The 26,399-nt window shown below is 60.4% G+C and carries 21 protein-coding genes and 1 pseudogene; 6 read left to right on the forward strand and 16 right to left on the reverse strand.

Annotated features, from left to right (window positions below; all coding sequences use genetic code 11):
* Positions 1 to 256 precede the first annotated feature (256 nt).
* A complete protein-coding gene (locus AB4O23_RS08350) occupies positions 257 to 880 on the forward strand; it encodes a BON domain-containing protein (protein ID WP_017528787.1) in 624 nt (207 codons plus the stop codon).
* Between the two features lie 152 nt (positions 881 to 1,032).
* Here the strand turns inward: AB4O23_RS08350 and AB4O23_RS08355 are convergent, their stop codons facing one another.
* From AB4O23_RS08355 to dksA, 14 genes are all read right to left on the reverse strand, one after another.
* Positions 1,033 to 3,966: a DUF748 domain-containing protein gene (locus AB4O23_RS08355; protein ID WP_460105831.1), complete on the reverse strand. Its 2,934-nt coding sequence runs from the start codon at positions 3,964 to 3,966 to the stop codon at positions 1,033 to 1,035.
* A gap of 87 nt (positions 3,967 to 4,053) precedes the next feature.
* On the reverse strand, positions 4,054 to 5,070 hold the full coding sequence (locus tag AB4O23_RS08360; protein ID WP_065876791.1) for a class I SAM-dependent rRNA methyltransferase: 1,017 nt from the start codon (positions 5,068 to 5,070) through the stop codon (positions 4,054 to 4,056).
* Between the two features lie 66 nt (positions 5,071 to 5,136).
* Positions 5,137 to 6,006 (reverse strand): oxygenase MpaB family protein, encoded by an 870-nt coding sequence (locus AB4O23_RS08365; RefSeq protein WP_460062853.1) that lies wholly within the window; start codon positions 6,004 to 6,006, stop codon positions 5,137 to 5,139.
* 18 nt (positions 6,007 to 6,024) lie between these two features.
* Complete coding sequence (acs, locus tag AB4O23_RS08370) at positions 6,025 to 7,962, reverse strand: acetate--CoA ligase (protein WP_135196737.1); 1,938 nt, start codon at positions 7,960 to 7,962, stop codon at positions 6,025 to 6,027.
* Between the two features lie 105 nt (positions 7,963 to 8,067).
* Entirely contained in the window at positions 8,068 to 9,732 is a 1,665-nt protein-coding gene (pgi, locus tag AB4O23_RS08375) for a glucose-6-phosphate isomerase (RefSeq protein WP_017528783.1), read from the reverse strand.
* Between the two features lie 225 nt (positions 9,733 to 9,957).
* Positions 9,958 to 10,809: a pantoate--beta-alanine ligase gene (gene panC, locus AB4O23_RS08380; RefSeq protein WP_017528782.1), complete on the reverse strand. Its 852-nt coding sequence runs from the start codon at positions 10,807 to 10,809 to the stop codon at positions 9,958 to 9,960.
* Positions 10,806 to 11,606, reverse strand: a complete 801-nt coding sequence (panB, locus tag AB4O23_RS08385; RefSeq protein ID WP_460062855.1) for a 3-methyl-2-oxobutanoate hydroxymethyltransferase — start codon at positions 11,604 to 11,606, stop codon at positions 10,806 to 10,808. The genes panC and panB overlap by 4 nt, the downstream gene beginning before the upstream one ends.
* 214 nt (positions 11,607 to 11,820) lie before the next feature.
* On the reverse strand, positions 11,821 to 12,318 hold the full coding sequence (gene folK / locus AB4O23_RS08390) for a 2-amino-4-hydroxy-6-hydroxymethyldihydropteridine diphosphokinase (RefSeq protein WP_017528780.1): 498 nt from the start codon (positions 12,316 to 12,318) through the stop codon (positions 11,821 to 11,823).
* 2 nt (positions 12,319 to 12,320) lie between these two features.
* Positions 12,321 to 13,724: a polynucleotide adenylyltransferase PcnB gene (locus AB4O23_RS08395; RefSeq protein WP_017528779.1), complete on the reverse strand. Its 1,404-nt coding sequence runs from the start codon at positions 13,722 to 13,724 to the stop codon at positions 12,321 to 12,323.
* 709 nt (positions 13,725 to 14,433) lie between these two features.
* The gene (locus AB4O23_RS08400) at positions 14,434 to 15,870 is read right to left on the reverse strand and encodes a sigma-54-dependent transcriptional regulator (protein ID WP_017528778.1); all 1,437 of its coding nucleotides are present in this window, start codon (positions 15,868 to 15,870) and stop codon (positions 14,434 to 14,436) included.
* Between the two features lie 22 nt (positions 15,871 to 15,892).
* Positions 15,893 to 18,847 (reverse strand): sensor histidine kinase, encoded by a 2,955-nt coding sequence (locus tag AB4O23_RS08405; RefSeq protein WP_017528777.1) that lies wholly within the window; start codon positions 18,845 to 18,847, stop codon positions 15,893 to 15,895.
* On the reverse strand, positions 18,831 to 19,007 hold the full coding sequence (locus AB4O23_RS08410; RefSeq protein WP_003176118.1) for a hypothetical protein: 177 nt from the start codon (positions 19,005 to 19,007) through the stop codon (positions 18,831 to 18,833). Before AB4O23_RS08410 ends, AB4O23_RS08405 begins: the two co-directional genes overlap by 17 nt.
* 62 nt (positions 19,008 to 19,069) lie before the next feature.
* Entirely contained in the window at positions 19,070 to 19,957 is an 888-nt protein-coding gene (gluQRS, locus tag AB4O23_RS08415; RefSeq protein ID WP_065876793.1) for a tRNA glutamyl-Q(34) synthetase GluQRS, read from the reverse strand.
* 83 nt (positions 19,958 to 20,040) lie between these two features.
* A complete protein-coding gene (dksA, locus tag AB4O23_RS08420) occupies positions 20,041 to 20,472 on the reverse strand; it encodes an RNA polymerase-binding protein DksA (RefSeq protein WP_065876794.1) in 432 nt (143 codons plus the stop codon).
* A 319-nt stretch (positions 20,473 to 20,791) separates the two neighbouring features.
* On the opposite strand from dksA, the gene AB4O23_RS08425 reads away from it, so the two are divergent.
* On the forward strand, positions 20,792 to 21,964 hold the full coding sequence (locus AB4O23_RS08425) for a pyridoxal phosphate-dependent aminotransferase (protein WP_065876795.1): 1,173 nt from the start codon (positions 20,792 to 20,794) through the stop codon (positions 21,962 to 21,964).
* The gene (sfsA, locus tag AB4O23_RS08430; RefSeq protein ID WP_017528773.1) at positions 21,964 to 22,674 is read left to right on the forward strand and encodes a DNA/RNA nuclease SfsA; all 711 of its coding nucleotides are present in this window, start codon (positions 21,964 to 21,966) and stop codon (positions 22,672 to 22,674) included. Before AB4O23_RS08425 ends, sfsA begins: the two co-directional genes overlap by 1 nt.
* Here the strand turns inward: sfsA and AB4O23_RS08435 are convergent.
* Positions 22,671 to 22,988, reverse strand: a complete 318-nt coding sequence (locus tag AB4O23_RS08435; RefSeq protein WP_017528772.1) for a Rieske (2Fe-2S) protein — start codon at positions 22,986 to 22,988, stop codon at positions 22,671 to 22,673. The genes sfsA and AB4O23_RS08435 overlap by 4 nt on opposite strands.
* Before the next feature lie 156 nt (positions 22,989 to 23,144).
* On the opposite strand from AB4O23_RS08435, the gene AB4O23_RS08440 reads away from it, so the two are divergent.
* From AB4O23_RS08440 to AB4O23_RS08450, 3 genes and pseudogenes are all read left to right on the forward strand, one after another.
* Complete coding sequence (locus AB4O23_RS08440) at positions 23,145 to 24,023, forward strand: heme/hemin ABC transporter substrate-binding protein (protein WP_065876796.1); 879 nt, start codon at positions 23,145 to 23,147, stop codon at positions 24,021 to 24,023.
* Positions 24,024 to 24,073: 50 nt separating this feature from the next.
* Positions 24,074 to 25,056 (forward strand): annotated as a pseudogene (locus tag AB4O23_RS08445) (FecCD family ABC transporter permease).
* On the forward strand, positions 25,056 to 25,823 hold the full coding sequence (locus AB4O23_RS08450) for a heme ABC transporter ATP-binding protein (protein ID WP_065876797.1): 768 nt from the start codon (positions 25,056 to 25,058) through the stop codon (positions 25,821 to 25,823). Before AB4O23_RS08445 ends, AB4O23_RS08450 begins: the two are co-directional and overlap by 1 nt.
* A 244-nt stretch (positions 25,824 to 26,067) precedes the next feature.
* On the opposite strand, the gene AB4O23_RS08455 is transcribed toward AB4O23_RS08450, so the two are convergent.
* Positions 26,068 to 26,340 (reverse strand): TfoX/Sxy family protein, encoded by a 273-nt coding sequence (locus tag AB4O23_RS08455; RefSeq protein WP_017528768.1) that lies wholly within the window; start codon positions 26,338 to 26,340, stop codon positions 26,068 to 26,070.
* Between the last annotated feature and the right edge of the window lie 59 nt (positions 26,341 to 26,399).

Here is a 26,399-nt window from a genome sequence, read left to right on the forward strand (position 1 = left end):
GTCCTTTTTTTATGGGGACCGGAAAGTGCCTAAAAATCAGTCGCTTAATACACTGCAAAACCCGCAACTTGCATGCAGGCGCGATCCACTTCATGCAAGTTGCACGATTTCAAAAAGCACAGGTTTTTGTAACCTGTTGATTTAAAAGGTTTTAATGGGTGATTGGGAGTTGGCACACTGCCTGCAATATCCCTGTCAACGCTGCAGCATCAAGGTTCACACACTGCAGACTTTTAATAAAACAGGAGTTACTCGTATGAAGAAGTTCGCTCTCGCTACCGCAACTGCTACTGCCCTGACCCTGGCCATGGCTAACGCCGCCTTTGCTCAGCCTACCCAAGCGCCAATGACCCTGGCCGCTGGCGAAATGACCAAAGCCAAAGAGTCCACTTCGGATACCTGGATCACCACCAAAGTCAAAGCCGACCTGCTGACTGAAAAAGGCATCCCAGGTTCGGACATCAAGGTTGAGACCAACAAAGGTGTGGTTTCCCTGTCGTCGGACGTAGCTATCTCGGACGCGCAGAAAGCGACTGCTGTAGCGATCACCAAAAAAATCAAAGGTGTGACTGCCGTATCCGCTGATGGCCTGCTGGCTGGCGGCGCTACCAAAGCAGACGGCATCGACAAAACCAAAGGCGCAGCCCATGACGCCAAAGAGACCACCAGCGACACCTGGATTACCACCAAAGTGAAAGCTGACTTGGTGACCGAGAAGGGTATTCCTGGCACCGACATCAAGGTCGAGACCAATAAAGGCGTGGTTTCCCTGTCGTCCGCCACTGCCGTGACGGAGTCGCAGAAAGCCACCGCTGTAGCGATCACCAAGAAAATCAAAGGCGTTAAAGCTGTATCGGCTGACGGTCTGAAAGCCGAGTAACGCTTGACACTGAGTTTGAACTAAACAGCGGCGGCGGCGCGTGAGTTAGATATCCACTCAATGCACCTCTGAGGTTCATGCGACCGACCACACGGATGTGGTCATTACAGGCCCCGGCACTTTGTGTCGGGGCCTGTTCTATTGCGGGGCGGTTATTCGGCGTCCAGGTGCAGCGGCGTGACCACCCGGCCGTCTTTCTCTGCCTGGCCCAGGTTGGCATCGATGAAGTACACCCGGTCATCTTCCAGTTGGCCCTTGTCGACCAGGTAGTCTTTGATGGTGCTGGCACGGTCCTGGCCGAGTTGGCGCAGCAGCACATCGCTGCCGCTCCAGAACTTGATCACACCTTCACGCAGCTTGGCGGTGCGGTCGTCACGGCTCAGGTCCTTCCACTCGGCCGGGGGCTGTTGTTTCACGCGGGTCCGGAAGATACCTTCGAGCAACGGTGCTTTTTCGCTTTCCGGAACTTCCAGCAACGAGGCCTGGGCCGGAACCTTGTCGCCGCGACGCTGGAGCATCTTGTAATAGTTGTATTGGTATTCACGTTCCAGTCGCTGGGCGGCCAGGAAGGGGCCATCGCTGCTGGCAGCGGCCGTGCCTTCGATTTCCAGGCGCAGGGCAGGACGTTCCTTGAGCGCCTTGGCCAGCGTGTTAAGAGCGCCTTCGGCATCTTTGTTCAATTCGCTGGACCCGGCGGCGAATGACACGTTGCCAAGGTCCTCCGCGCCGCCGCCGGTGACCAGCCCGCCGATAAACTTGAACGGCGCGGTGGCCGCGCGTGCCACCAGGTTGCGCAGGGTCTGCCACACAATCGGCATCACGCTGAATTGCGGGTTATTCAGGTCGCCGCTCACCGGCAGTTCGATGGAGATCTTGCCGTCAGTGTCCTTGAGCAGGGCGATTGCCAGGCGAATCGGCAAATCCACGGCATCGGCGCTGTCGACTTTCTCACCCAGTTGCAGCTGCTCGATCACCACTTTGTTTTCGGCCTTCAGCTGGCCCTTGGTGATCACGTAGTGCAGGTCGAGGTTGAGACGGCCCTTGCGGATACGGAAGCCGGCGAATTTGCCGGAGTAAGGTGTCAGTGTGGTCAGCTCTACGCGCTTGAAGCTGGTGGCGATATCCAGCGCGGCCATAGGATCAAACGGATTCACGCTGCCTTTGATGGTCACCGGGGCATAGCGATCCACCTTGCCCTTGATATCGACGCTGGCCGGTTTGTTCTGGCGACTGTCAATGGTGCCGATCTGGCCGTTGAGCTGTTGAATCGCCGTGGCAAAGTTGGGCGTGAGGCTGAAGTCGGCAAAGTTGGCCGAACCGTCGTTGATCGCAACCTGCCCGATATGAATGCCCAGGGGCTTCTCTTTGCTCGCGGGGGCTTTGCTCGACGACTTGGCGCCGCTGTCGGCCGGCTGCGGAATCAGCAAGTCGTCAACGTTGGTGGTGCGGTCGTCGTTGATCATGAAGCGCGCATAAGGTTGCAACAGGTTGACCTTGTCGATCGACAGGCTGTCCCCGTGTTGATAGTTCAGGCCCTCGATGACCAACCGCTGCCATTTGAGAAAATCACGGGTCTTGAGCGTATCAAGGGTGTGCAGTTGGTCGACCTGCGCACGGTCGGTGATCTGCAAGGCCAGTGGCGCGGTGCTTTTCAGGTTCACGTCGAGGTCGCTGCCGAGCATACCGCTACGCAGTTCCAGGCGGATAAACGGGCTGATGTAGGACTGCGCAACCCGCAGGTCGATGTCTTTGGTATTGACCTTCAGTTTGGCGCTGACTGGGTTGAGGTTGACCACGCCGGCGGCCTGGAGCTTGCCTTGCTTGCCCACGCCGCTGTCGATCTTGAGTGTGAAGGGGTTCTGGTTGAGGCTATCGAAGTTCTGCACATCGACGTTCAATGGGCCCAACTCCAGTGCCACAGCGGGCTTAGCCTGGCGGTCAGCCAAGTGCACTTGATAGTTGCGCAGCTGTACGTCCTTGAGCAGTACTTGCCAGGGTTTGCTTGGCGCAGCGGGCTCGGGCTTTGGCGAGTCAGCGGTGGCGGGGGCCGTCGCCGGCTCCGGCGCCTTGGCGGGTTTGCTCGGTTGGCTGGCGAACAGTTTTTGCCAATCCAGTTGACCATCGGCTTCAAGGGCGGCCCAGGTTTCCAGCTTATTGCTGCGAATCTTGCCGACTAGCACCTGCTGCTTGGCCAGGTCTACGGAGGCTTCGCTGACGTCCAGACGCTCCAGGCGTACCAGCGGACGGCCATCCGGTGCCTTGATGGCGAATGGCGCGATGCTGGCGGCGGTGTTGGTCAGGTTCAGTTCGGTTTGTTTGGCCAGGCTGAATTTATACTCGGTGCTGAAATTGAGCACGCCGTCTTCCAGTACCAGAGGCAGTGCGTCGCGCACGTAGGGCCACCAGGCTTTCATCTTGCCGCCGGTGACTTTCAAGGTGCCTTCGGAGGTGATTGGCACCAGGCTGAAGTTGCCCTTCCAGTCGATCTGCCCGCCTTCAGGGCCTGCCGCCACGAGGGTCATGTCGGCATTGTCTTCGGGCAGGGTGCTGAGGTTCTTCAGTTCGAAGTCGAGTGTGTCGTAGAGGAACTCGATGGGCTCGCTGGGGCGCAGGTCTTCGAAATGCACGTAGCCGCCGGCCAGCTTGATGCTGTCGATGCGCAGCGGGAACGGCTTGGCATCGGGGTCAGTCGGCGTTGGTTCGCTTGGTGGCAGTTTGAACAGCTGCGCCAGGTTCAACTTCCCGCTCTTGTCGAACAACAGCTCGGTCTTGGGTTTGTCCAGTTGCACGTCAGCCAGGTGCAGGGCGCGGGTCCACAGGCTGTCGATCTGCAGGTTGGCATAGAGCCGTTCGAAACCCACCTGCTCCTTGCCGGGTTCGCCGATTTTCAGGCCCCAGAGCGTCAGTTCCAGGCTGAATGGGTTGAGTTCGATACGCTCGATGCGTGCAGGTGTCGTGGCGTAATGGGCCAACTGTTGGTTGGCAACGCGAAGGGCGATGCCGGGCAGAATCAAAAAGCCCAGCAAGCTGTACAGAGCAAGGGCAGTCAACAAGGCGCCAGTGGCGCGGATCAATCCTTTGGGCATGGGGCGGCGCCATCTATGTCGAACAAGAGTGCCTTGGAGTATGGCACGGGTTTTCGGTTCCGAAGAACCGAGCCTATGGGAAGAGTCCTACAGCTGAAGTATCAGAGTTTTCAGGGGAGGCTGCTGGTCCAGTGAAGGAAAATCCGCCCCCGGCGTCATGATTTTCCAGTCACGTACCGGTCGCCCGGCTTTTTCCGCGCAACGCAGGACCTGTTCGCGCCACTCGTGCATGCTGACTTTTGCCAGGTTGTTGCAGCAGATCAGCACGCCGTTGTCGGCAGTGGCGAGCAGGGCGGGCTTGAGCAGGCTCTGGTAGTCGCGCAACAGGTCGACGGTGCCGAATGCACTCTTGGCCCAGGCGGGTGGGTCGAGCAGCACCAGGTCGTATTGGCGTTGTTCCAGGCGCGGATAGCTCGGCAGTTTCTGCCCTCGACGCTGGGTGATCGGCAAGCCGGCCAACTGGCGAATCGCCGGGAAGTAGTCCGATTGCACGAACTCCATGGCCGGCAACTGCGGGTTGAGCAGGCCGTTCTCACGGCCGACCGCCAGGTTGCTTTCGGCGAAGTCCAGGTTGCACACCTCGCGTGCGCCCCCGGCGGCTGCGCTCAGGCCCACGCCGCAGGTGTAGGCGAACAGGTTCAGCACGCTTTTGCCGGCGCTGTGGGCTTTGACCCAGCCGCGGGTGTTGCGCAGGTCCAGAAACAGCAGCGGGTCTTGCCCGACATGGCGCCCACGTACGCGGTAATTCAGGCCCCATTCGTGACCGACCAGGTCTTGCAGCGCGGCGGGTTCTGCGCGGTACACCGAGTCTTCGCGATCGATCCGCGAGTTGCCGCGGGAGCGGTCGTTGTACACCAACAGTAATTCCAAACCCATGTACTGGTTGATCAGTTGGTGCAGGTCCAGCAGCTCTGCGGTTTCCAGCGACTGGTGAAAGCTTTGCACCAGCAACTGCGGGCCATAGCGGTCGATGGTCAGGCCGCCGGCGCCTTCCTGGCTGCCGTGGAACAGGCGATAACAATCGGTACCCTGGGCGTGCAGTTCGCTGATCAGGTCTTGGCGATGATCGAGGGCGGCGCGCAGCGCCTGATTCAAGGAAGACATGGAGCGCGCCTTGCTAAGTAAGGGGGGGCAGTGAGGGCGCGGAGTTTAACAGCTATGGGGCCTCGGCTACATCAACCCCATCCGTCGGTGTGCCCGTTGCACCGAACCATTGCGCATTGCCCAGCGCAACAATGGCGCGCTGCGCTTGACCCCGGCACGAATCAGATGGCGCTGCAGCGGGCTTTGGTGCTGGTCGAGCAGGGCGCTGGCCCAGTCCGGCAGCAGGTCGATACCGGCTTGCATCATTAATGCGCCAAACGGCTTGGCCAGCGGACTTGGCGCGGGCGCATTCAATAGCAGGCGCAGCACTTCGCGGCTGCGCTCGTCGCACAGCAATTGCGGGCGGATGCGTGCCAGGTAAGTGGAAACTTCCTGCCGTGAGTGCGGTACTTGCCGTGCGCCCAAGCGTTCCGCCACCAGGGCGATTTCACTGTAGTAACGGTCTTGGTCGCGCCCCGAAAGCCCGGGGTTGCGGTAGCGCAGGTGAGCGGCCAGAAAGTTGCTCACTTCGGCAACATGCACCCAGGTCAGCAGTTCCGGGTCGCTTGCCGCATATGGCCGCCCGTCCGGTGCATGGCCGACTACCTGCAAGTGAATGGTGCGCACCTTTTCGATCAGCCAGTCGGCGTCCTTGCGCGAACCGAAGGTGGTGCCGGAAATGAACTGTGATGTGCGCCGCAAGCGCCCAAGCATGTCCTGGCGAAAGTTCGAATGGTCCCACACGCCCGCCAGGGCCAGCGGGTGCAAGGCTTGCAGCATCAAGGCGCTGATGCCGCCGATGAGCATGCTGCTGAAGTCGCCATGCACTTGCCAACTGACCGAATCCGGTCCGAACAGGTCGGGGTCGCCCTTGGGGTTTTCCAGGTCCAGTTGGCCCAGTGACAAACCGGTAAGGCTCATCAACTGGGTTTCGATACGGCTGCGGATAAATTCCATGGCGACTCGGGGTGTCTCCTAGCGGTTCAGGCGTTTGTCGATAAGACCGTCCACCACGCTGGGGTCGGCCAGGGTTGAGGTATCACCGAGGCTGTCCAGTTCGTTGCAGGCGATCTTGCGCAGAATCCTGCGCATGATCTTGCCGGAGCGGGTTTTCGGCAAGGCCGGTGCCCATTGAATCAGTTCCGGTTTGGCAAAGCTGCCGATTTCCTTGCTGACCAGTTCCAGCAGGTGTTTTTTCAGCGCTTCGCTGGGCTCCACGCCATTCATCGGGGTGACGAAGGCGTAGATGCCCTGGCCTTTGACATCGTGGGGGTAGCCGACCACGGCGGCCTCGGCGACCTGGTCGTGCAGCACCAGTGCGCTTTCCACCTCGGCCGTGCCGATACGGTGGCCGGACACGTTGATCACATCATCGATGCGTCCGGTGATCCAGTAGTCGCCGTCCTCGTCGCGGCGCGCGCCATCGCCGGTGAAGTAATAGCCGGGGTAGGGTTTGAAATAAGTGTCGACCATGCGCTGCGGGTCACCATAGACGCTGCGGATCTGCCCCGGCCAGCTGGCTTTGATGACGAGTACGCCGCTGCCGGCGCCGCTGATTGCTTTGCCGTGCTCATCCAGCAGCACAGGCTGTACGCCAAACATCGGTTGGGTCGCGCAACCCGGTTTGATCCGTTGGGCGCTGACCAGTGGGCTGAGCATGATGCCGCCGGTTTCGGTCTGCCACCAGGTGTCCACAATCGGGCAGCGCTGTTCGCCTACCGCATTGAAATACCAGTCCCAGGCCTCCGGGTTGATCGGCTCACCCACACTGCCGAGCAGCCGCAGGCTGGCGCGGGAGGTGTTCTCCAGCGGGCCGTGGCCCTCACGCATCAAGGCGCGCAGGGCGGTGGGCGCGGTGTAGAAGATATTCACCTGATGTTTATCGATCACCTGCCAGAAGCGCGAACTGTCCGGGTAGCTCGGCACGCCTTCGAACATCAGCGAGGTCGCGCCATTGGCCAGCGGGCCGTAGACGATATAGCTGTGGCCGGTGACCCATCCCACATCCGCCGTACACCAGAACACTTCGCCATCACGGTAATCGAGTACGTACTTGAAGGTCATCGCGGCCTGCAGCAGATAGCCGCCGGTGGTATGCAGCACGCCCTTGGGTTTACCGGTGCTACCCGAGGTGTACAGGATGAACAGCGGGTCTTCGGCGCCCATCGGCTCGGGGGGGCAGTCATCGCTGGCGGCATCCAGGGCTTGCTGGTACTTGAGGTCGCGGCCTTCGCTCCAGTCCAAGGGCGCACCGGTACGCTCCACTATCAGCACGGTATTGACCCCCGGGCAGCTTGCCAGGGCCTTGTCGACGTTCTTTTTCAAGGCCACTGGCTTACCGCCGCGCACGCCTTCATCGGCGGTGATCACGGTGCGGCAGTCGGCATCGAGGATGCGGTCGCGCAGGGCATCCGGCGAGAAGCCCCCGAACACCACCGAGTGCACCGCGCCAATCCGCGTGCAGGCCAGCATGGCGTAGGCCGCTTCCGGGATCATCGGCATGTAGATGCACACGCGGTCGCCTTTCTTCACGCCACGGCTTTTCAGCACATTGGCCAGGCGGCAAACGTTGTGGTGCAGTTGGCGGTAGGTGATTTTGGCAGACTTTGTCGGATCGTCGCCCTCCCAGATGAAGGCCACTTGATCGGCGCGTTGCGCCAGGTGACGGTCGATGCAGTTGTAGCTGACGTTCAGTTGGCCGCCGGCAAACCATTGGGCTGCGCCGGTGTGGATATCCGAGTGTTGAACGGTGTGCCAGGGGGTTATCCAGTCGAGAAAGCCCTTGGCCTGTTCGCCCCAGAAGGTATCGGGTTGCTCGATGGATTGACGATAGAGGCGCTGGTAGTCCTCTTGACTGAGTTGCGCAGCCCGGCGGACGGCATCGGCGGTTGGAAACGTGCTGATATCGAACATGAGCGATCCTTATTCTTGTTTTTGCGACAAGTGATAAAGATGCACCCTGTGGGAGGAGGGTTCAAGGCCAACGTCCAAACGGATGTTGGCCTTGCGTTACCTGCATCAGCCGCGGTGACGACCGCGGAAGTAGTTGATCAGGCCCTGGGTCGAGGCATCCTCGGCTGAGGTTTCTTCAGCGCCGGTCAGGCGGTTGTACACGCCCTTGCCCAGCTCTTTGCCCAGCTCAACGCCCCATTGGTCGAAGGCATTGATGCCCCAGATCACGCTCTGCACGAACACCTTGTGCTCATACATTGCCACCAGCGCGCCCAGGCGACGTGGGCTGATGCGCTCTACCACCAGGGTGTTGCTTGGACGGTTGCCCGGGATCACCTTGTGCGGGGCGAGCTTCTGCACGTCGTCTTCGGCGATGCCCTTGTCGCGCAGCTCGGCTTCGGCTTCGCTGCGGGTCTTGCCGAGCATCAGCGCCTGGCTTTGCGACAGGCAGTTGGCGTACAGCCACTGATGGTGGTCGGACACCGGGTTGAAGCTGACGATCGGCACGATGAAGTCGGCCGGGATCAGTTGGGTGCCTTGGTGCAGCAGTTGGTGGTACGCGTGCTGACCGTTGCAGCCCACGCCCCCCCAGATCACCGGGCCGGTGTCGGTGGACACCGGTTTACCGTCCTGGCGCACGCTCTTGCCGTTGGATTCCATGTCCAACTGTTGCAAGTGTTTGGTGATGTTACGCAGGTAGTGGTCGTACGGCAGGATCGCATGGCTCTGCGCGCCCCAGAAGTTGCCGTACCAGACACCCAGCAGGCCCAGCAACACGGGCATGTTTTGCTCGAACGGCGCGTTCTGGAAATGCTGGTCCATGGTGTAGGCACCGGACAGCAGTTCCTTGAAGTTGGACATGCCAATGGCCAGGGCGATTGGCAAGCCGATGGCCGACCACAGCGAGTAGCGGCCGCCGACCCAGTCCCACATCGGGAAGATGTTTTCTTCACGGATGCCGAACGCCACGGCTGCCGCGTTGTTGCTCGATACGGCGATAAAGTGGCGGTACAACTCGGCTTCCGAGCCACCCTGGGCCAGATACCAGGCGCGGGCGGCCTGGGCGTTTTTCAGGGTTTCCAGGGTGTTGAAGGATTTCGACGAGACGATAAACAGCGTGGTCTCGGCGCGCAGCTTCATGGTCAGCTCGTGGAACTCGCTGCCGTCGATGTTCGCCAGGTAGTGGCAGCGCACGCCTTTATGGGCGTAGGACAACAGCGCTTCAGAGACCAGCTCCGGGCCGAGGAACGAACCACCAATGCCGATGTTCACCACGTCGGTAATCGGCTTTTCGGTGTAGCCACGCCACAGACCATCGTGGATGCGGCCGACCAGATCGGTGATCTGGTTCAGCACCTTATGCACGTCCGGCATGATGTTCACGCCGTTTACCGACAGCTTGTCGCCCACCGGGCGGCGCAGGGCGGTGTGCAGGGCAGGGCGGCCTTCGGACGAGTTGACCGGCTCGCCGGCGTACAGCGAATCGATCGCGTCTTTCAGACCGACTTCCTTGGCCAAACCCACCAGCAGGTCGCGGGTTTCGCTGGTAATCAGGTTTTTTGAGTAATCGAGGAAAAGTCCGCAGCTGCTCAAGGTGAACTGGGAGAAGCGCTGGGGATCGGCATTGAACGCTTCGCGCATGCTGAAATCCTGCATGGCTTGGCGGTGTTGGTTAAGCGCTTGCCAGGCGGGCAGAGCGGTAACGTCATGAGGGGTGCGGTAGTACGCCATCGCTGCGGGTTTCCTTTTATTACGGGGACTGCCTTTAGGACACTTCAAAGTCCGGAACATCCAGTCTTTCTATCAAGGATTGGGTTCCAGACAGCGCTAACCTTAGCGCCGGGCGATTACATTAAACCTAGCGTGTCGATATGTCTTGGCTTTGTCTGCGCTGTGGCCGGTACTTTTTTATACCGGCGCAGCATTCAGGGCAACAGGCGAGCTGTTCGGAGGGGGTCAGTTGAGGTTCAGGTGCAAGTTGTCGATGAGGCGGGTCGTACCCAGAAAGGCCGCGACCAGAATCACAATGTCCCGATCTTCAGGCGTGGCGGGGCGCAGGTGCAGGCCTTGGCGAACTTCCAGGTAGTCCAGGCGCAGTCCGGCGGCTTGGATCTGTTGTACCTGTTGCGCGCGCAATTTGGCGAAATCGAGGTCACCGTCCTTGATGGCGGCGGCAATCTGGCTGAGGCTGCGAAACAGCACCGGCGCAATCGCACGTTGCTCTTCGCTGAGAAAGCCATTGCGTGAAGACAGCGCGAGGCCGTCGTCGGCGCGCACGGTAGGTTCGCCGATGATCTGGATCGGCATGTTCAGGTCGTGGACCATGGCGCGGATCACCGCCAGTTGCTGGTAGTCCTTTTGGCCAAACACCGCGATGTCCGGCTGCACCATGTTGAACAGCTTGCTGACCACCGTGGCCACGCCTTCGAAGTGCCCGGGACGGCTGGCGCCGCACAAGCCTTCGGACAATTGTGGAACGCTGACGCGGGTCTGGCCGGTCATGCCGCCGGGGTACATTTCTTCGACGGTGGGCGCGAACAGCAGGTTGCACCCGGCTTGCAGGAGTTTTTCCTGGTCGGCGGCGAGGGTGCGGGGGTATTTGTCCAAGTCTTCGCCGGCGCCAAATTGCAGCGGGTTGACGAAGATGCTCGCGACGACAAAGTCGGCCTGCTGCACCGCCTTGTTCACCAGGGTCGCATGGCCGCTGTGCAGGTTGCCCATGGTGGGCACGAAGCCGATGCGTTTGCCGGCTTTGCGGGCGTGGGCGACGGCAGCGCGTAGTTCGCGTACGGTTTTTACGGTGTTCATGCAGAGAATCCGTGTTCGGCGCCTGGGAAGGTCACGCCTTTGACTTCAGCGACGTAAGCACTCAACGCAGCATGGATGCTGTCCTGGCCGGTCATGAAGTTCTTCACGAACTTCGGCACGCGGCCGGTCATCGACAGGCCGAGCATGTCGTGCAATACCAGCACCTGGCCATCCGTTGCCGAGCCTGCGCCAATACCGATCACCGGCACCTTAACGGCCTGGGTGATTTCCGCGGCCAATTCGCTGGGCACACACTCAAGCAGGATCATCGCCACGCCCGCTTGCTCCAGGGCGATGGCATCGGCACGCATCTGGCGCGCCTGGGCTTCATTGCGACCTTGCACTTTATAGCCGCCGAGGATGTTCACCGACTGCGGCGTAAGGCCCATGTGCGCACACACCGGCACGCCGCGTTCAGCCAGCAGGCGGATCGATTCGGCAAGCCATACGGCACCTTCCACCTTGATCATGTGCGCGCCGGCCTGCATGAGTTTGCCGGCGTTCAGGAAGGTCTGTTCAAGCGTGGCATAGCCCATGAACGGCAGGTCGGCGATGATGAACGCGCCCTCATTGCCGCGCTTGACGCTGGCGGTGTGGTAGGCGAGTTCATCGGTGGTCACGGGCAGGGTGCTGTCATTCCCTTGAAGAACCATGCCCAGGGAGTCGCCTACCAATAACACTTCAACCCCAGCCTGGCAGCAGGCGTTGGCGAAGGTGGCGTCATAGCAGGTCAGCATGGTGATTTTTTCACCTTTGAGCTTGAGGCTCTGCAAGGTGGTCAGGGTAATGTCTGGCATGAAAAGGGTCCTCGTTCAGGCGCTTGGAAACAGCGAGTAACGCGCGTGAGTCTTCGTTTATACAGGCGCACCGTCTTGAGAGCAGTGCTTATAAGGCCTGGATTGCGCCCTTTAGCGCCGGGTTGGCGGCAGCGGGACGCCTATAGTCGTGAGGAGGACACGGGAAGTCAATTGGATGTGTTACCGCATTGTTACGACGGGGGTGTTACCGCTGTTACTGATGCGATTCAGCAGCGCGAAGGCGTTCCAGGCCGACAAACGGGCAGGCTTCAAGCAGGGCACCGAGGCATGTGCCATCCGGCAGTTGCAATGCCGCGGGCGCCAGTTCGGCCAGCGGATACAACACAAACGCACGCAGGTGCATCTGGTAGTGGGGCACCTTCAGGCGCGGTTCATCGATCAGGCGATCGCCAAACAGCAGAATGTCCAAGTCAAGCGTGCGTGGGCCCCAGCGCTCCAGGCGCTCGCGGCCTTGGTCGTTTTCGATGGCTTGCAGCGCATCCAGCAAGTCGAGAGGCGCAAGGCTGCTGTCCAGGGCGGCAACCGCGTTGGTGTAGCGCGGTTGGCCAGGGAGCAGGGAGTCACTTTGGTAAAAGGCGGACACACCCGCGACGCAAGTGCCTGGCAACTGAGCCAGCGCTTGGATAGCGCTGCGCAATTGCTGGTCCGGGGCGGCCAGGTTGCTGCCCATGCCGATGTAGATGCGTTCCACGTTTATTCGCCTGCGGCGCCCGAGGCATCGGCTGCGCTGCGCTTGCGCTTGGTACCGCTGCGCCGGCGCTTCTTCGGCCCTTCGCCGGTTGCTTCACCTTTGCTGCCCAGCTCACGAATCATCTCGCGACGCTCGCTGTCATTGGCGTCCTGGTAATCGGTCCACCATTCGCCCAGGCCGTCGGTCTGTTCGCCGGCGCTTTCGCGCAGCAGCAGGAAATCGTAGCCGGCGCGGAAGCGTGGGTTGTCCAACAGCAGGTCGGCGCGTTTTCCGCTGCGGCGCGGCAGGCGCTCCTGCATGTCCCAGATCTCTCGGATCGGCATGGTGAAGCGCTTTGGAATGGCGATGCGCTGGCACTGTTCGGCAATCAGTTCGTGAGCGGCTTCCTGCATGGCCGGAATCGGCGGCATGCCACGGTCCTGCAAACGCAGTACACGTTTTGGCAGGGCTGGCCACAACAGGGCGGCAAACAGGAACGCCGGGGTGACCGGTTTGTTCTGCTTGATGCGCAGGTCGGTGTTGATCAGCGCTTCGCTGATCAGCGTGTGGGTATAGGTTGGGTTGTATTCCAATGCTTCGGCGCTGGCCGGGAACAGAGGGTCGAACAACTGCAGGTCGACGAGCATCTCGAACGTGTCGGCGGCGTAGCCCGAGAGGAACAGCTTGAGCACTTCTTCGAACAGACGTGCCGAGGGAATTTCCCGCAGCATGGGCGCCAGTTCGCGAATCGGCGCAGCGGTATGCTTCTCGATGCCGAAGTTGAGCTTGGCGGCAAAGCGCACGGCCCGCAGCATACGTACCGGGTCTTCCTGGTAGCGTTGCGTCGGGTCGCCGATGAGGCGGATCAGGTTGTTGCGGATGTCGTGTACGCCGTTGGCGTAATCGAGGATGCGTTCGCTGACCGGGTCGTAGTACAGGGCATTGATGGTGAAGTCGCGGCGTTGCGCGTCTTCTTCCAGGGTGCCATAAACGTTGTCACGCAGGATGCGACCGCTCTCGTTGCGGGAGGACTGATTGGTGTCTTCCTCTTCATCGTTTTGCGGATGGCCGGCGCGGAACGTTGCGACTTCGATGATTTCGCGCCCGAAATGGATGTGCACCAGCTTAAAGCGGCGGCCGATGATGCGCGCATTGCGAAACTCGGCGCGCACCTGTTCAGGCGTGGCACTGGTGGCGACGTCGAAATCCTTGGGCGTGATATTAAGTAGCATGTCGCGTACGCAACCGCCGACCAGATAGGCCTGGTAACCGGCGTTCTGCAAACGTTCGACGATATTCACCGCATAACGGCTGAACTGAGCGCGTTGCAGCGAATGTTGGCTGCTATTGAGCACTTCAGGCGTGCTGCGTTTGTGTTGCGTACGACGCAAGGGAGAACGGAATGACTGGAACAACTTCTTCAGCATGGGATGCACTGTTTGAAGGAATGTTCGGCCATAACGAAGAATGACCGCATGATGGGCGGGGATTCTAGCATTTAGTCGGGGGATGGTGTAGGAACAAGCTGCAGGCTTTGCGCCAGAAGCCTTTGAGCGTCGAATTCGTAGCTATTTACCAGAAACTACAAGGGGAGCCGAAGCTCCCCCAGAAGTAGTTGCGTGCTCTATTTTTATTATTGGTTTCGGGCTTCTTGTTTTTGTTGATCGCCCTCGCCATGAAGCTTCACCTTCATGACACTCCCAATCGGGAGTCAAGAGCAAACGGATTGCTTTGGTCGCTGTGTTGCTGATCTATGATCCAACCAGTTCAGGCTCTGCCTTAGGGCAGTTTTTGTTGTTCTCGGCCTGGTTGCGGGGCAAGCCCCAAATGCAACGCCTCTCCAAAAGAATCAGTTAGCTGCGCCTCCGCCGTGTTGTTTTTGTTATGCGTGAGTCGATTCGTCTTATTTTTATTGTCTTGTACAAAGCTTGTTATTGTTTTTGTACTAAGCATATAGCAGGGTGCGTGCCAACTTTTGCGCCGCCTAACAAAACCGGGGGTTTGAGGGGTTTTTGGGTTTTTGACGGGCCAAAAAAAGCCGGGGCTTCGTTACCGTAAGCCCCGGCTTTTGTTACGCAAAAAATCAGCGGTAACAGTTTTTTCACATCTGTGGGTGTTACCTAAGGGCGCGCGCCCTCAACTTTCGCTGGCCACACCGGTCTTGCGCCGTGGGATGCCCAGGCGCTGGCGCCGCTCCCACAGGCATTTACGGCTCACGCCCAGTTTGCGCGCCAGTTCGGTTTCGGTCATATGGTCCTGATGTTCCAGAACAAAATGCTGGAAGTAATCTTCTAGTGACAAATCCTCGGTTGGCTCATGGCTGGTATTGCTACCGCCCTGTTGCGGGGCCAGGCCGATGAAATCGTCATCCTCCAGGTCGCTGAGTTCGATATCGATGCCCAGCAGCTCGGCGGAAATTTCCGGGCTCTCGGACAGGATCACCGCGCGCTCGACCGCATTCTCCAGTTCCCGCACGTTACCCGGCCACGAGTAGTGCCTGATCGCCTGCTCGGCATCCGGCGCAAACCTCAGGTCGGTACGGTTGATGCGCGCACTCTGGCGCAGCAGGAACGCGTTGGCGATCTCGTTGACGTCGGCACCACGCTCGCGCAAGGCCGGCAGCTTGAGCGCGATCACATGCAGGCGGTAGTACAAGTCTTCACGGAACTGGCCGATCTTGGCCAGGCTCTTGAGGTCACGGTGGGTGGCCGCGATCAGGCGAACATCTACCTTCTGCGACTGCACCGAACCCACGCGGCGGATCTCGCCTTCCTGCAGCACGCGCAGCAATCGCGCCTGTGCTTCCAATGGCAACTCGCCAATTTCGTCGAGGAACAATGTACCGCCGTCCGCCGCTTCCACCAGGCCCGCACGCCCGGCGCTGGCACCGGTAAACGCGCCTTTTTCGTGGCCGAACAATTCGGACTCGATCAGGGATTCGGGGATTGCCGCGCAGTTCACCGAGATCATCGGTGCCTTGGCGCGCTTGGACAGGTTGTGCAGGGCGCGAGCCACCAGTTCCTTACCGGTGCCCGACTCGCCCTGGATCAGCACATTGGAGTCGGTAGGCGCCACTTTGCGGATCTTGCCGTACAGGTCCTGCATCGGTGGGCAGGAGCCGATGATGCCGATCTCGCCATTACTGTTGTCGACGCCCGGTTTGTCGGCGCCGCCGGCGGCTTTGCCGGTGGGGCGTTGTTCGGCCGGTGCGCTGCTGGCCGACTGACGGTCGCGCAGGATGCGCGCCACGGCCTGGAGCATTTCATCGTGATCGAAAGGCTTGGCAATGTAGTCCACCGCGCCCATCTTCATCGAGTCTACCGCCGAGCGCAGGCTCGCGTAGCTGGTCATGATCAGCACCGGGGTGCCTTGGCCAAGCTTGATCAACTCGGTGCCAGGTGCGCCAGGCAGGCGCAGGTCGCTGACAATCAGGTCGAACGTGGGGATGCTGAAACGCTCTTGTGCTTCCTGCACCGAGCCGGCTTCGCTGACCTGGTACTGATTGCGTTCAAGCAGGCGACGCAAGGCAGAGCGGATAATGGTTTCGTCTTCGACGATCAAAATGTGCGGCATTGATTCAATTCTCTCGACGGTCTCAGTTCACAGCGGACGTCGCTTCGACATGACGCGGCAAGGTCACCCGAATACGGGTGCCGCGTTGGCTTTCGGTGTCAGCCGGGCTGTCGATGGTGATTTGTCCATAATGCTCTTCAACGATGGAATAGACCAGTGCAAGGCCCAGACCGGTGCCTTCACCCGGATCCTTGGTGGTGAAGAAGGGTTCGAACAATCGGTCCATGATGTTCTGTGGAATGCCGCTGCCTTCGTCCTCCACGATCAGGTCGACCGTGTGCTCGAAAGCCTCACTCTTGACCCGTACTGCGCCACCGGCGGGCGTCGCATCGCGGGCGTTTGACAGCAGGTTGATCAACACTTGGGCCAAGCGTTGTGAGTCGCCGTCGACCCAATGGTCCGGGTCGCACAGGTTGAAAAACTGTACTTCGAAATTGCGCCGGTTCAAGGCCAGCAGCCCAATGGCGTCCTGTGCCACTTCGGCCAGGCACACGGCCTCATCAAGGTTCTGATGGGCGCCGGCGTGGGCAAAACTCATCAGCGACTGCACGATGCGTGACACGCGTTTGGTCTGTTCGAGGATCTGCCCGCTGATTTCGATGATTTCGCCATCTTCCTCGCGTTCTTCGCGCAGGTTTTGCGCCAGGCAGGCAATCCCGGTAATCGGGTTGCCGATCTCGTGGGCCACGCCCGCCGCCAGCCGCCCGATGCTGGCCAAACGTTCGGAGTGTACCAGTTTGTCTTCGAGCATCTGGGTTTCGGTCAGGTCTTCGACCAGCAGCACCAAGCCGCTGTTACCGGGGGCCAGGGGCTCGTCGATGGCCGCTTTGTGCAGGTTGAGCCAGCGGGTCTGGCCATCGAGGGCCAGGTGCTGCTTGTGCAAATGCTCATCGGGCACGTCGATAAAGCCTTGCAGCAGTTCTTTCCACGGCTCGCCCAGGGTGTTCAGGCGCGACCCCACGACCCGTTGCGCGGCGATACCGGTGAGTTCTTCCATGGCTTTGTTCCACATCAGGATCTCTTGATCCTTGGCCAGTGAGCACACGCCCATCGGCAGTTCCTGCAGGGTCTGGCGGTGGTAGCGGCGCAAGGCGTCGAGTTCGGCGGCAAGGCCGGTAAGGCGTGAGTGGTAATCCTCCAGCCGGCTCTCGATGAAGTGGATGTCTTCGGTGACATAGTTTTCGCCGCCAGCCTTGTAGGGCAGGAAGGTTTCCACCATGTCCTGGGACACGCTGGGGCCCATCAGGCCGGACAAGTTGGCCTCGATCCTGTCGCGCAAGCGGCGCAGCGCATAGGGGCGCCGCTCGTCGAACGGCAGGTACAGATCGCGCAGCGCCTGCTCGACTTCCTTTTGTGCGGCCTTGGCGCCCAGTGGCTTGGCCAACTGCGTGGCGAACTCCTGGGGCGAGGCGGCGTGCAATTCGCGACGTTGCGGGCGACGCACGTTATCCACGGCGCAGGCTTCGGCGGCGCTGGTTTCCTCGGGGCTGGCATTGGTGAACAGCGAGATCAGGGTGAACATCAGTACGTTGGCGGCCAACGAAGCAATCGCGGCCATGTGCCAACTGGTGTCGTCCAGCACATAGATCATATTCAGCAGCGGGATGTAGAAGCCCTGCAGGTTCCCGACCAGCGGTAGCAGCATGGTCACGACCCAGACCAGAATCCCGGCGAGCAGACCGGCGATAAACCCACGGCGATTGGCGGTCGGCCAGTACAGCACCGACAACACGCCCGGCAAGAACTGCAGGGTGGCGACAAACGCAACGATGCCAAGGTTGGCGAGGTCTTGCCCGGCGCCCAGCAACAGGTAGAAGCCGTAGCCGGCCATGATGATCGCGACAATCAGCGCGCGACGCGTCCACTTCAGCCAACGGTAGATATTGCCTTCGGCGGGGGGCTGGTACAGCGGCAGCACCAGGTGGTTAAGCGCCATGCCCGACAGCGCCAGGGTGGTGACGATGATCAAGCCGCTGGCGGCCGACAAACCACCTACATACGCGAGCAGGGCCAGCGCGGGACTATTGGCGGCAATGCCGATGCCGAGCGTGAAATATTCGGGGTTGGTGGTGGCGCCCAGCTTGAGGCCCGCCCACAGAATCAACGGCACCGCCAGGCTCATCAGCAGCAGGAACAGCGGCAAGCCCCAACTGGCGCTGACCAGCGAGCGTGGGTTGAGGTTCTCGGTAAATGTCATGTGGTACATGTGCGGCATCACGATTGCCGAGGCGAAGAACACCAGCAGCAGCGTACGCCAAGGGCCCTCCTGCAATGGCGTGTGCAGGGCGGCGAGGGCGGTCTGGTTTTGCAGCAGCCACAGTTCCAGCTGTTGGGGACCATCGAATACGCCGTAAAGCGCATAGAGGCCCACGCCGCCGATGGCGATCAGCTTGATCACCGACTCGAAGGCAATCGCAAATACCAGGCCTTCGTGCTTCTCGCGGGTGGCGATATGGCGCGAGCCGAAGAAAATCGTAAACAGGCTGATCAGTGCACAGAAGGCCAGGGCAACCACATGTTGCACCGGTGCGCGGGTGAGGATGCTGATGGAGTCCGCCACGGCCTGGATTTGCAAGGCCAGCAAGGGCAATACGCCAATCAGCATGAACACGGTTGTCAATGCGCCGGCCCAGGTGCTGCGAAAGCGGAAGGCAAACAGGTCGGCCAGGGACGACAGTTGGTAGGTGCGGGTGATCTTCAGGATCGGGTACAGCAGCACCGGCGCCAGCAAAAAGGCGCCGGATACACCGAGGTAGCTGGACAGGAAACCGTAGCCGTACTGATAGGCCAGACCGACCGTGCCATAAAACGCCCAGGCGCTGGCGTACACGCCAAGGGACAAGGTGTAGGTCAACGGATGGCGAATGATCGCCCGCGGGATCATTCCGCGCTCACTGATCCAGGCGACGCCGAACAGCGCGGCCAGGTAGGCGGCGCTGATCAGCAACATCTGGGTGAGGCTAAAGCTCATCGGCATCTTTTTGGCTCTGCAGGATGAAAGTCACGACGATCAGGATCAGCCACAGCAGATAGGGGCGATACCAGGCGCCCGTGGCGTCGATCCACCAATCCATGATGGCGGGGGAAAACAGGTAGATCCCGACGACCAGCAGCAGGACCAATCGATAGATGTACATGTTGGCCTCTGATTAAAAAACTGCGGCGATGGTAACGGATGCCGGGCAAGCTGCAAGCGCCTTCAGCTCAATTGCGCCTCGGCCAGCGTCAGTGTGCGTGGGATCAGTGTGGCATCCCAGTGCTCGATGCCCCAGTCGAGCAGCTCCCGCGGGCTGGCATGAAGCAGTTCGGCCGCCGGTTGCTGGCCGAGCGCGCGCAAGGCCCTGACCAGCAAGGGGGTGGCCTGGCCTGGCGTCAACGGCGGTGAACGGTAGGACTTGCCCAGCTTGTTACCGTCCGGCTGGACGATCAATGGCACGTGCAAATAGCGTGGTTGGCGCAGGCCCAGCAGCTCTTGCAGGTACAGCTGGCGCGGGGTGGAATCGAGCAGGTCGGCGCCGCGCACGATATCGGTAACGCCTTGCCAGGCATCATCCAGCACCACGGCCAGTTGGTAGGCGTAGAGACCGTCACGGCGACGGATAACGAAGTCTCCTGCATCGCGGCCCAAGTGTTGTCGGAATTCGCCTTGCACGCGGTCGGTAAAGTGGTATTCCAGCTCAGGAACACGCAAGCGGATGGCCGCATTCTGCTGCTCATGGCCGGCATTGCGGCACAGGCCGGGATAGATCCCGTTATAGGGTTCCAGCTGTTTGCGCGAGCAGGTGCAGGCGTAGGCCAAGCCATGGTTGAACAGGTCGTTCAATACCTTGGCGTAGGCATCATGCCGCTCGCTTTGTCGGACCAGTTCACCGTCCCATTCGAAACCATAGCTTGCCAATGCATGAAGAATCGCAGCCTGTGCGCCGGGCTCTTCGCGGGGAGGGTCAAGGTCTTCCATGCGCATCAGCCAACGGCCTTTGTGGGCGCGGGCGTCAAGGTAAGAAGCGAGGGCGGCGACCAGTGAGCCGAAATGCAAATGGCCGCTGGGCGTGGGGGCAAAACGCCCGATATAGGTAGAGGCTGTCATGGGCCGGATACTACTGGAAAATCGGTAAACGCCAGAAACAAAAATGGGGCGTTCGCACGCCCCATTCGTTCAGCCCGGCAGGATTACTTGCCGACCTGTTTTTCCTTGATTTCGGCCAAGGTCTTGCAGTCTACGCACAGGTCCGCAGTCGGGCGGGCTTCCAGGCGGCGAATGCCGATCTCGACGCCGCAGGATTCGCACCAGCCGTATTCTTCGTCCTTGATCAGTTGCAGGGTCTTGTCGATCTTCTTGATCAGCTTGCGCTCGCGGTCACGGGCGCGCAGTTCGAGGGCAAATTCTTCCTCCTGGCTGGCACGGTCGGCCGGGTCAGGAAAATTGGCTGCTTCGTCCTTCATGTGGTCAACGGTGCGGTCAACTTCCTGCATCAAGTCCTGTTTCCACTTGTTCAGGATCTTGGTGAAATGCGCGCGCATGGGCTCGCCCATGTACTCCTCACCTTTCTTTTCTACGTAAGGTTCGAAGCCGCTGATGTTTTGCTTGTCTTGGGTGGACATGAATAGACCGCCTCTCACTCTTCTAATCCATTGCGCAGGATTGCAACGTCACCGACACCTGCCGGCCCTGCGGCTGCAAGCGGGCGAACTTACCAGATAGATTCGGGGTGCGCCACTCCCGGTTGTCGAGGCCCGTCGCGCAGAGGTTGCAAACTGCAATCGCCTGTCGTGGCTGGGTATGTCTCGGCTCGGATGTTGATTTTAGTCGTTTTGTACGCGCTTGCCCGGACCACACAGGCGGCCGAACAGGCAATAGAGCATGTTTTAGCGCCAGGGTTCGGTAGAATCCGGATTTTGTCCTCACCGTTAAGGAAGGCTAATGGCTCAGCCCTACAGTGCGCGCAGTCGCGCCATCGAACCTTTTCATGTCATGGCATTGCTGGCGCGGGCCAATGAGCTGCAGGCTGCTGGCCATGATGTGATCCACCTGGAAATCGGCGAGCCGGATTTCACTACCGCCGAGCCGATTATCCAGGCCGGCCAGGCGGCGCTGGCCAATGGCAAGACCCGTTACACGGCCGCTCGTGGCTTGCCGGAGTTGCGCGAAGCCATCAGCGGGTTTTACCAGCAGCGTTACGGATTGTGCGTAGACCCCGAGCGCATTCTGATCACGCCTGGCGGTTCCGGCGCGTTGTTGTTGGCCAGCAGCCTGCTGGTCGATCCGGGTAAGCACTGGCTGCTGGCAGATCCCGGTTACCCCTGTAACCGGCACTTTCTGCGGCTGGTTGAAGGTGCCGCCCAACTGGTGCCCGTGGGCCCTGAAGTGCGCTACCAGTTGACTGCCGACCTGGTCGCCAAGCACTGGGACCAGGACAGCGTAGGCGCGCTGGTCGCCTCTCCGGCCAACCCTACCGGGACGATGCTCACGCGGGACGAGTTGGCTGGGCTTTCGAGCGCGATCAAGGCACGTGACGGCCATCTGGTGGTGGACGAGATCTATCACGGTCTGACTTACGGCACAGACGCCGCGAGTGTGCTGGAAGTCGACGACGATGCCTTCGTGCTCAATAGTTTTTCCAAGTATTTCGGTATGACCGGCTGGCGCCTGGGGTGGCTGGTAGCCCCGCCGGCGGCGGTAAGTGAACTGGAAAAACTGGCGCAGAACCTCTATATCAGCGCACCCAGCATGGCTCAGCATGCGGCGCTGGCCTGCTTTACCCCGCAAACCCTGAGCATTCTGGAAGAGCGCCGCACCGAATTTGGCCGCCGTCGCGACTTTCTATTGCCGGCCCTGCGCGAACTGGGTTTCGGCATCGCGATAGAGCCGCAAGGTGCATTCTATTTGTACGCCGATATCCGCGCGTTCGGCGGTGATGCCTTCGCGTTTTGTCGTCACTTCCTGGAAACCGAACACGTCGCCTTTACCCCCGGATTGGATTTTGGTCGCTATCAAGCCGGCCACCACGTGCGTTTTGCCTACACCCAAAACCTTGAGCGCCTACAGGAAGCCGTAGAGCGAATTGCCCGTGGTCTGCGGAGTTGGCAAGGCTGATGCGTTTTTATCCTCCCCTCGAAGAGGGTCGGCTGATCCGGCGCTACAAGCGCTTTCTCACCGATATCGAAACCGTTACCGGCGAGTTGCTCACCATTCACTGTCCAAACACCGGTTCCATGCTCAATTGCATGGTCGAAGGCGGGCAGGTCTGGTTCAGCCGTTCCAGTGACCCCAAGCGTAAATTGCCTGGTACCTGGGAAATTGCCGAAACACCGCAAGGGCGCCTGGCATGTGTGAACACGGCGCGCGCCAATCAGTTGGTGGAGGAAGCGTTGCGCGCGGGCGTGATCACGGAACTCAACGGCTTCACCGCATTGAAGCGTGAAGTGCCCTACGGTCAGGAGAAAAGTCGGATCGACTTCCGGCTGGAATACCCGGACGGCGCGGCCTACGTGGAAGTTAAAAGCGTCACCCTGGGCTTTGACGACAGCAGGGTTGCCGCTTTCCCCGATGCGGTGACCCAGCGTGGCGCCAAGCATCTGCGCGAGCTGGCGCACCTGGCGCGGCAGGGTGTGCGGGCGGTGCAGTTGTATTGCGTCAACCTGTCGGGCATTGATGCGGTGCGCCCGGCGGTGGAAATCGACGCCATCTACGCTGCGGCCCTGCGCGAAGCCAAGGCGGCCGGCGTGGAAGTGCTGGCCTATGGCGTACGGGTGACATCCGAGGAAATTGGCGTGGACCGCCGATTGGACGTGCTGCTCGACTAGACGTCTACCCACAGGCCTTGTTCGTCTTCACGGCCGGGCAGCGCAATGAGACTCTTGCCGGCGCACGGGCCTGCGATGCATTCGCCGCTCTCGATCAGGAACAGTGCACCGTGGGTGGCGCACTGGATCAGGCTGGCGCTGTCGTCGAGGAAGCGATCAGGGTGCCATTCCAGGGGGATGCCTCGATGGGGGCAGCGGTTGATATAGAAGTAGGCAATGCCCTCCCGGCGCACCGCCAATAGCTTGCAGCCGTCGATATCAAACCCGCGGCTGCTGTCTGGCGCTAGCTCATCAGAGGGGCAGAGAAACTTCATTACAATCCTTAAGTGCCTTGACGTTCAAATGCAAACAATTATCAAATGCCGGCTTCGCCCGTTTGCTGACTGGGTACTCGGTTCGATGCCTGGCAGGGATTATCTGTCACATTCGTGAGCGCTCAAGAGGCCCTGCTTCTGGAAGGAAACCCTGTTATGCGCCTGAGTGCCAGCGCTATTGCGCTTGTTGTCGGACTGCTGGTCAACCCCGGGGCGCAAGCCTCTGAGCCGCCACAACGCTGGGTGAGTGCCGGTGGGGCGCTGTCTGAATGGGTGACGGCGTTGGGCGGCGAGTCGAAACTGGTGGGGGTGGATACCACCAGTCAGCATCCTGAATCGCTCAAGGCCCTACCCAGCATTGGTTATCAGCGGCAGTTGTCGGCCGAAGGTATTCTCAGCCTGCGCCCCCAGGTGTTGGTGGGTACCGAAGAGATGGGGCCGCCGCCGGTGCTGGCGCAGATTCGCAACGCAGGTGTCCAGGTCGAAATGTTCTCCGCGCAGCCAGATCTGCCGAGCTTGAACGGCAATCTTCAACACCTGGGCAAATTACTCGGGGACGAAACCAAGGCCCGCGAATTGTTTGCCGGATATGAACAGGCGCTGGTTCAGCAAAAAAACTGGGTTGCCAAGGCCCGGTCCACGCAAAAGGCGCCGGGTGTGTTGCTGCTGATCGGCCATGCCGGGGGCAAGCCGTTGATCGCCGGTAAAGACACGGCGGGCGATTGGGTGCTGCAGCAGGCGGGTGGGCATAACTTGGCCACCCATAGTGGTTACAAACCGTTTTCCGTGGAGTCGCTGGCAGGGTTGAGCCCGGATGTACTGGTATTTGCTGACCGTGCCCTTACGGGGGATGCGGCACGCGCGGCGTTGTTCAAGGAAAATCCGATCCTGGCTTCAACGCCTGCCGCAAAGAATGGGCGAGTATTTGAATTGGATCCGACGCTGTTGGTGGGCGGGCTTGGGCCGCGCCTGCCGCAAAGCCTGGTGCATTTATCCAGCGGCTTTTATCCGCCTCAGGCCAAGCCTTCCCCATGACCTCTCTGGTTAAACCGAAAACACTGTTTGTCGGGCTGTCGCTGTTGTGTGTGTTAGCGACCTGGCTCTCGTTGGCACTGGGGCCGGTGAGTTTGCCGTTGCTGGATACGCTCAAGGCGGCGTTGCGGTTGGTCGGCGTGCCGATCGAAGCGCAAGGTTTGGAGCAGGCTGAACTGATCCTGGGGCAGATTCGTCTGCCGCGAACCTTGCTGGCCTGGCGGTGGGTGGCGTATTGGCCTTGTCGGGCGTGGCGATGCAGGGGCTGTTTCGCAACCCGCTGGCAGATCCGGGTTTGGTGGGCGTTTCCAGTGGCGCGGCGCTGGGGGCGGCTATCGCGATTGTCGGCGGTTCGCTGTTGGGTGGGCTGCCGGATGCACTCGGGCCCTACTTGCTGTCGTTGTGCGCTTTTTTGGGCGGGTTGGGCGTTACCGCGCTGGTCTATCGCCTGGGGCGGCATAACGGCCAGACCAATGTCGCGACGATGCTGCTCGCGGGTATCGCCCTTACGGCGTTGGCCGGTTCGGCGGTAGGCCTGTTCACCTACCTGGCGGATGACGCCACTCTGCGCACTCTGGCGTTCTGGAATCTGGGCAGCCTCAACGGTGCCAGTTATTCGCGGTTGTGGCCGTTGCTGCTGGTCAGCGCTGGGGTGGCGCTGTGGTTGCCGCGCCGGGCGAAAGCACTGAATGCATTGTTGCTGGGTGAATCCGAGGCCAATCATCTTGGAATTGACGTTGAAAGGCTCAAGCGTGAATTGGTGTTCTGCACTGCCTTGGGGGTAGGGGCTGCGGTGGCGGCGGCGGGCATGATTGGTTTTGTCGGGCTGGTAGTGCCGCATTTGGTGCGGTTGCTGGCGGGGCCTGATCACCGGGTGTTGTTGCCGGCTTCGGTATTGGCGGGCGCGAGTTTGCTGTTGTTTGCCGATCTGGTCGCGCGGCTGGCCTTGGCACCGGCTGAACTGCCCATCGGTATCGTGACCGCGTTCATTGGCGCGCCGTTTTTTCTTTACCTGTTGTTGCGGGGGCGTGCCTGATGTTGAGTGTGCAAGACCTGCAGATTCGTCGCGGCGGCAAGACTGTGCTGGCGGATATCACCCTGGACCTGCTGCCGCGCGAAGTGCTCGGCGTGCTGGGCCCCAACGGCGCCGGGAAAAGTACGCTGCTCGGTGCGTTATGCGGTGAGTTACGCCCCAATCAGGGCAAGGTGTGGCTGGATCAGCAAGCGCTGGAAAACTGGAGCGGATCGCAGCGTGCACAGCGACTGGCGGTGTTGCCGCAAACCTCGACCCTGGATTTTGCGTTCCGTGTCGAAGAGGTGGTCGGCATGGGCCGTTTACCTCATCAAACCGGCCGCGTACGCGATGACGAAATCATCCAGGCGGCCTTGCAGGCGGCGGATGTCGCGCACTTGAAGGGCCGCAGTTACCTGGCGTTATCCGGCGGGGAGCGTCAACGCGTGCACCTGGCGCGCGTGCTGGCGCAGCTATGGCCTGGAGAGGCGGGGCAGACCTTGTTGCTGGATGAGCCCACATCAATGCTTGATCCTCTACACCAACACACGACCTTGCAGGCTATTCGGGCGTTTGCCGATCGCGGGGCGGCGGTGCTGGTAATCCTTCACGACTTGAACCTGGCCGCGCGTTACTGTGACCGCATTTTGCTGCTGGAGAAGGGGCGCCCGCATGCTCTGGATATGCCGGCACAGGTGATGCGGCCCGAGCCGCTTAAAGCGGTGTTTGGGCTGGATGTGTTGGTGCAGCCGCATCCGGAACGTGGGCATCCGTTGATTATCACGCGGTGATGCCAGCTTTCGCGCAGGCAAAAAAAGACCCGGCAAGAGCCGGGTCAAATAACCGTGATTAGCCTGATGAGGAGATAATCTGAGAGTCCGAACCAATGGTCTTTCAGTTATCGGCTGATCTCGCGACCAGTTGTGATAATCATAACGATTCTCATTTGTGAGTCAACAGTTGTTTTTGCCTGCTTTTGGTTTTTTCTCAAACATCTGTTCGAAACCCGCGTAGACCTTGGGTTTGCCGGCCATTTTAAATTTTCTGGCGCGCTGCAATCGCCTCCAGTTGCCGGTTCAATGCTTCCTTGCGCTCCGCAGGAATGTCGTTCCAGTGCACATCCATCAAGGCGCCTTCAATGGCGTACAACAAAACCTTGGAGGCCCGGAAGCCACGGGTCCTTACGGCTCGATATGCATCGACCGCCCCCAGGCGACGCAAGTCCGATGCACTGTGGATGCCCACCGCATGCAGCCATTGTGCTGATGTCTTGCCGAGGTTCTTCAGGTGTTGCAGCTCATCGTTCATCAAGCCTCCTTGCAACGGCCGAATGGTGCGGTGGGTATCGTGACCAGGCAAGCCTGAAA

The organism is Pseudomonas sp. H2_A10, assembly GCF_054680085.1.

What these genes read in the sequence shown, in the direction of transcription:
- AB4O23_RS08400 (WP_017528778.1), bottom strand. Translation starts at nt 15,870, where the DNA reads ATGCCGCACATTTTGATCGTCGAAGACGAAACCATTATCCGCTCTGCC.
- AB4O23_RS08455 (WP_017528768.1), bottom strand. Translation starts at nt 26,340, where the DNA reads ATGAACGATGAGCTGCAACACCTGAAGAACCTCGGCAAGACATCAGCA.
- AB4O23_RS08395 (WP_017528779.1), bottom strand. Translation starts at nt 13,724, where the DNA reads ATGCTGAAGAAGTTGTTCCAGTCATTCCGTTCTCCCTTGCGTCGTACG.
- panC (WP_017528782.1), bottom strand. Translation starts at nt 10,809, where the DNA reads ATGAACACCGTAAAAACCGTACGCGAACTACGCGCTGCCGTCGCCCAC.
- panB (WP_460062855.1), bottom strand. Translation starts at nt 11,606, where the DNA reads ATGCCAGACATTACCCTGACCACCTTGCAGAGCCTCAAGCTCAAAGGT.
- pgi (WP_017528783.1), bottom strand. Translation starts at nt 9,732, where the DNA reads ATGGCGTACTACCGCACCCCTCATGACGTTACCGCTCTGCCCGCCTGG.
- AB4O23_RS08435 (WP_017528772.1), bottom strand. Translation starts at nt 22,988, where the DNA reads ATGAAGTTTCTCTGCCCCTCTGATGAGCTAGCGCCAGACAGCAGCCGC.
- AB4O23_RS08440 (WP_065876796.1), top strand. Translation starts at nt 23,145, where the DNA reads ATGCGCCTGAGTGCCAGCGCTATTGCGCTTGTTGTCGGACTGCTGGTC.
- AB4O23_RS08450 (WP_065876797.1), top strand. Translation starts at nt 25,056, where the DNA reads ATGTTGAGTGTGCAAGACCTGCAGATTCGTCGCGGCGGCAAGACTGTG.
- AB4O23_RS08355 (WP_460105831.1), bottom strand. Translation starts at nt 3,966, where the DNA reads ATGCCCAAAGGATTGATCCGCGCCACTGGCGCCTTGTTGACTGCCCTT.
- AB4O23_RS08405 (WP_017528777.1), bottom strand. Translation starts at nt 18,847, where the DNA reads ATGCCGATGAGCTTTAGCCTCACCCAGATGTTGCTGATCAGCGCCGCC.
- sfsA (WP_017528773.1), top strand. Translation starts at nt 21,964, where the DNA reads ATGCGTTTTTATCCTCCCCTCGAAGAGGGTCGGCTGATCCGGCGCTAC.
- AB4O23_RS08360 (WP_065876791.1), bottom strand. Translation starts at nt 5,070, where the DNA reads ATGTCTTCCTTGAATCAGGCGCTGCGCGCCGCCCTCGATCATCGCCAA.
- AB4O23_RS08350 (WP_017528787.1), top strand. Translation starts at nt 257, where the DNA reads ATGAAGAAGTTCGCTCTCGCTACCGCAACTGCTACTGCCCTGACCCTG.
- AB4O23_RS08425 (WP_065876795.1), top strand. Translation starts at nt 20,792, where the DNA reads ATGGCTCAGCCCTACAGTGCGCGCAGTCGCGCCATCGAACCTTTTCAT.
- gluQRS (WP_065876793.1), bottom strand. Translation starts at nt 19,957, where the DNA reads ATGACAGCCTCTACCTATATCGGGCGTTTTGCCCCCACGCCCAGCGGC.
- acs (WP_135196737.1), bottom strand. Translation starts at nt 7,962, where the DNA reads ATGTTCGATATCAGCACGTTTCCAACCGCCGATGCCGTCCGCCGGGCT.
- AB4O23_RS08410 (WP_003176118.1), bottom strand. Translation starts at nt 19,007, where the DNA reads ATGTACATCTATCGATTGGTCCTGCTGCTGGTCGTCGGGATCTACCTG.
- AB4O23_RS08365 (WP_460062853.1), bottom strand. Translation starts at nt 6,006, where the DNA reads ATGGAATTTATCCGCAGCCGTATCGAAACCCAGTTGATGAGCCTTACC.
- dksA (WP_065876794.1), bottom strand. Translation starts at nt 20,472, where the DNA reads ATGTCCACCCAAGACAAGCAAAACATCAGCGGCTTCGAACCTTACGTA.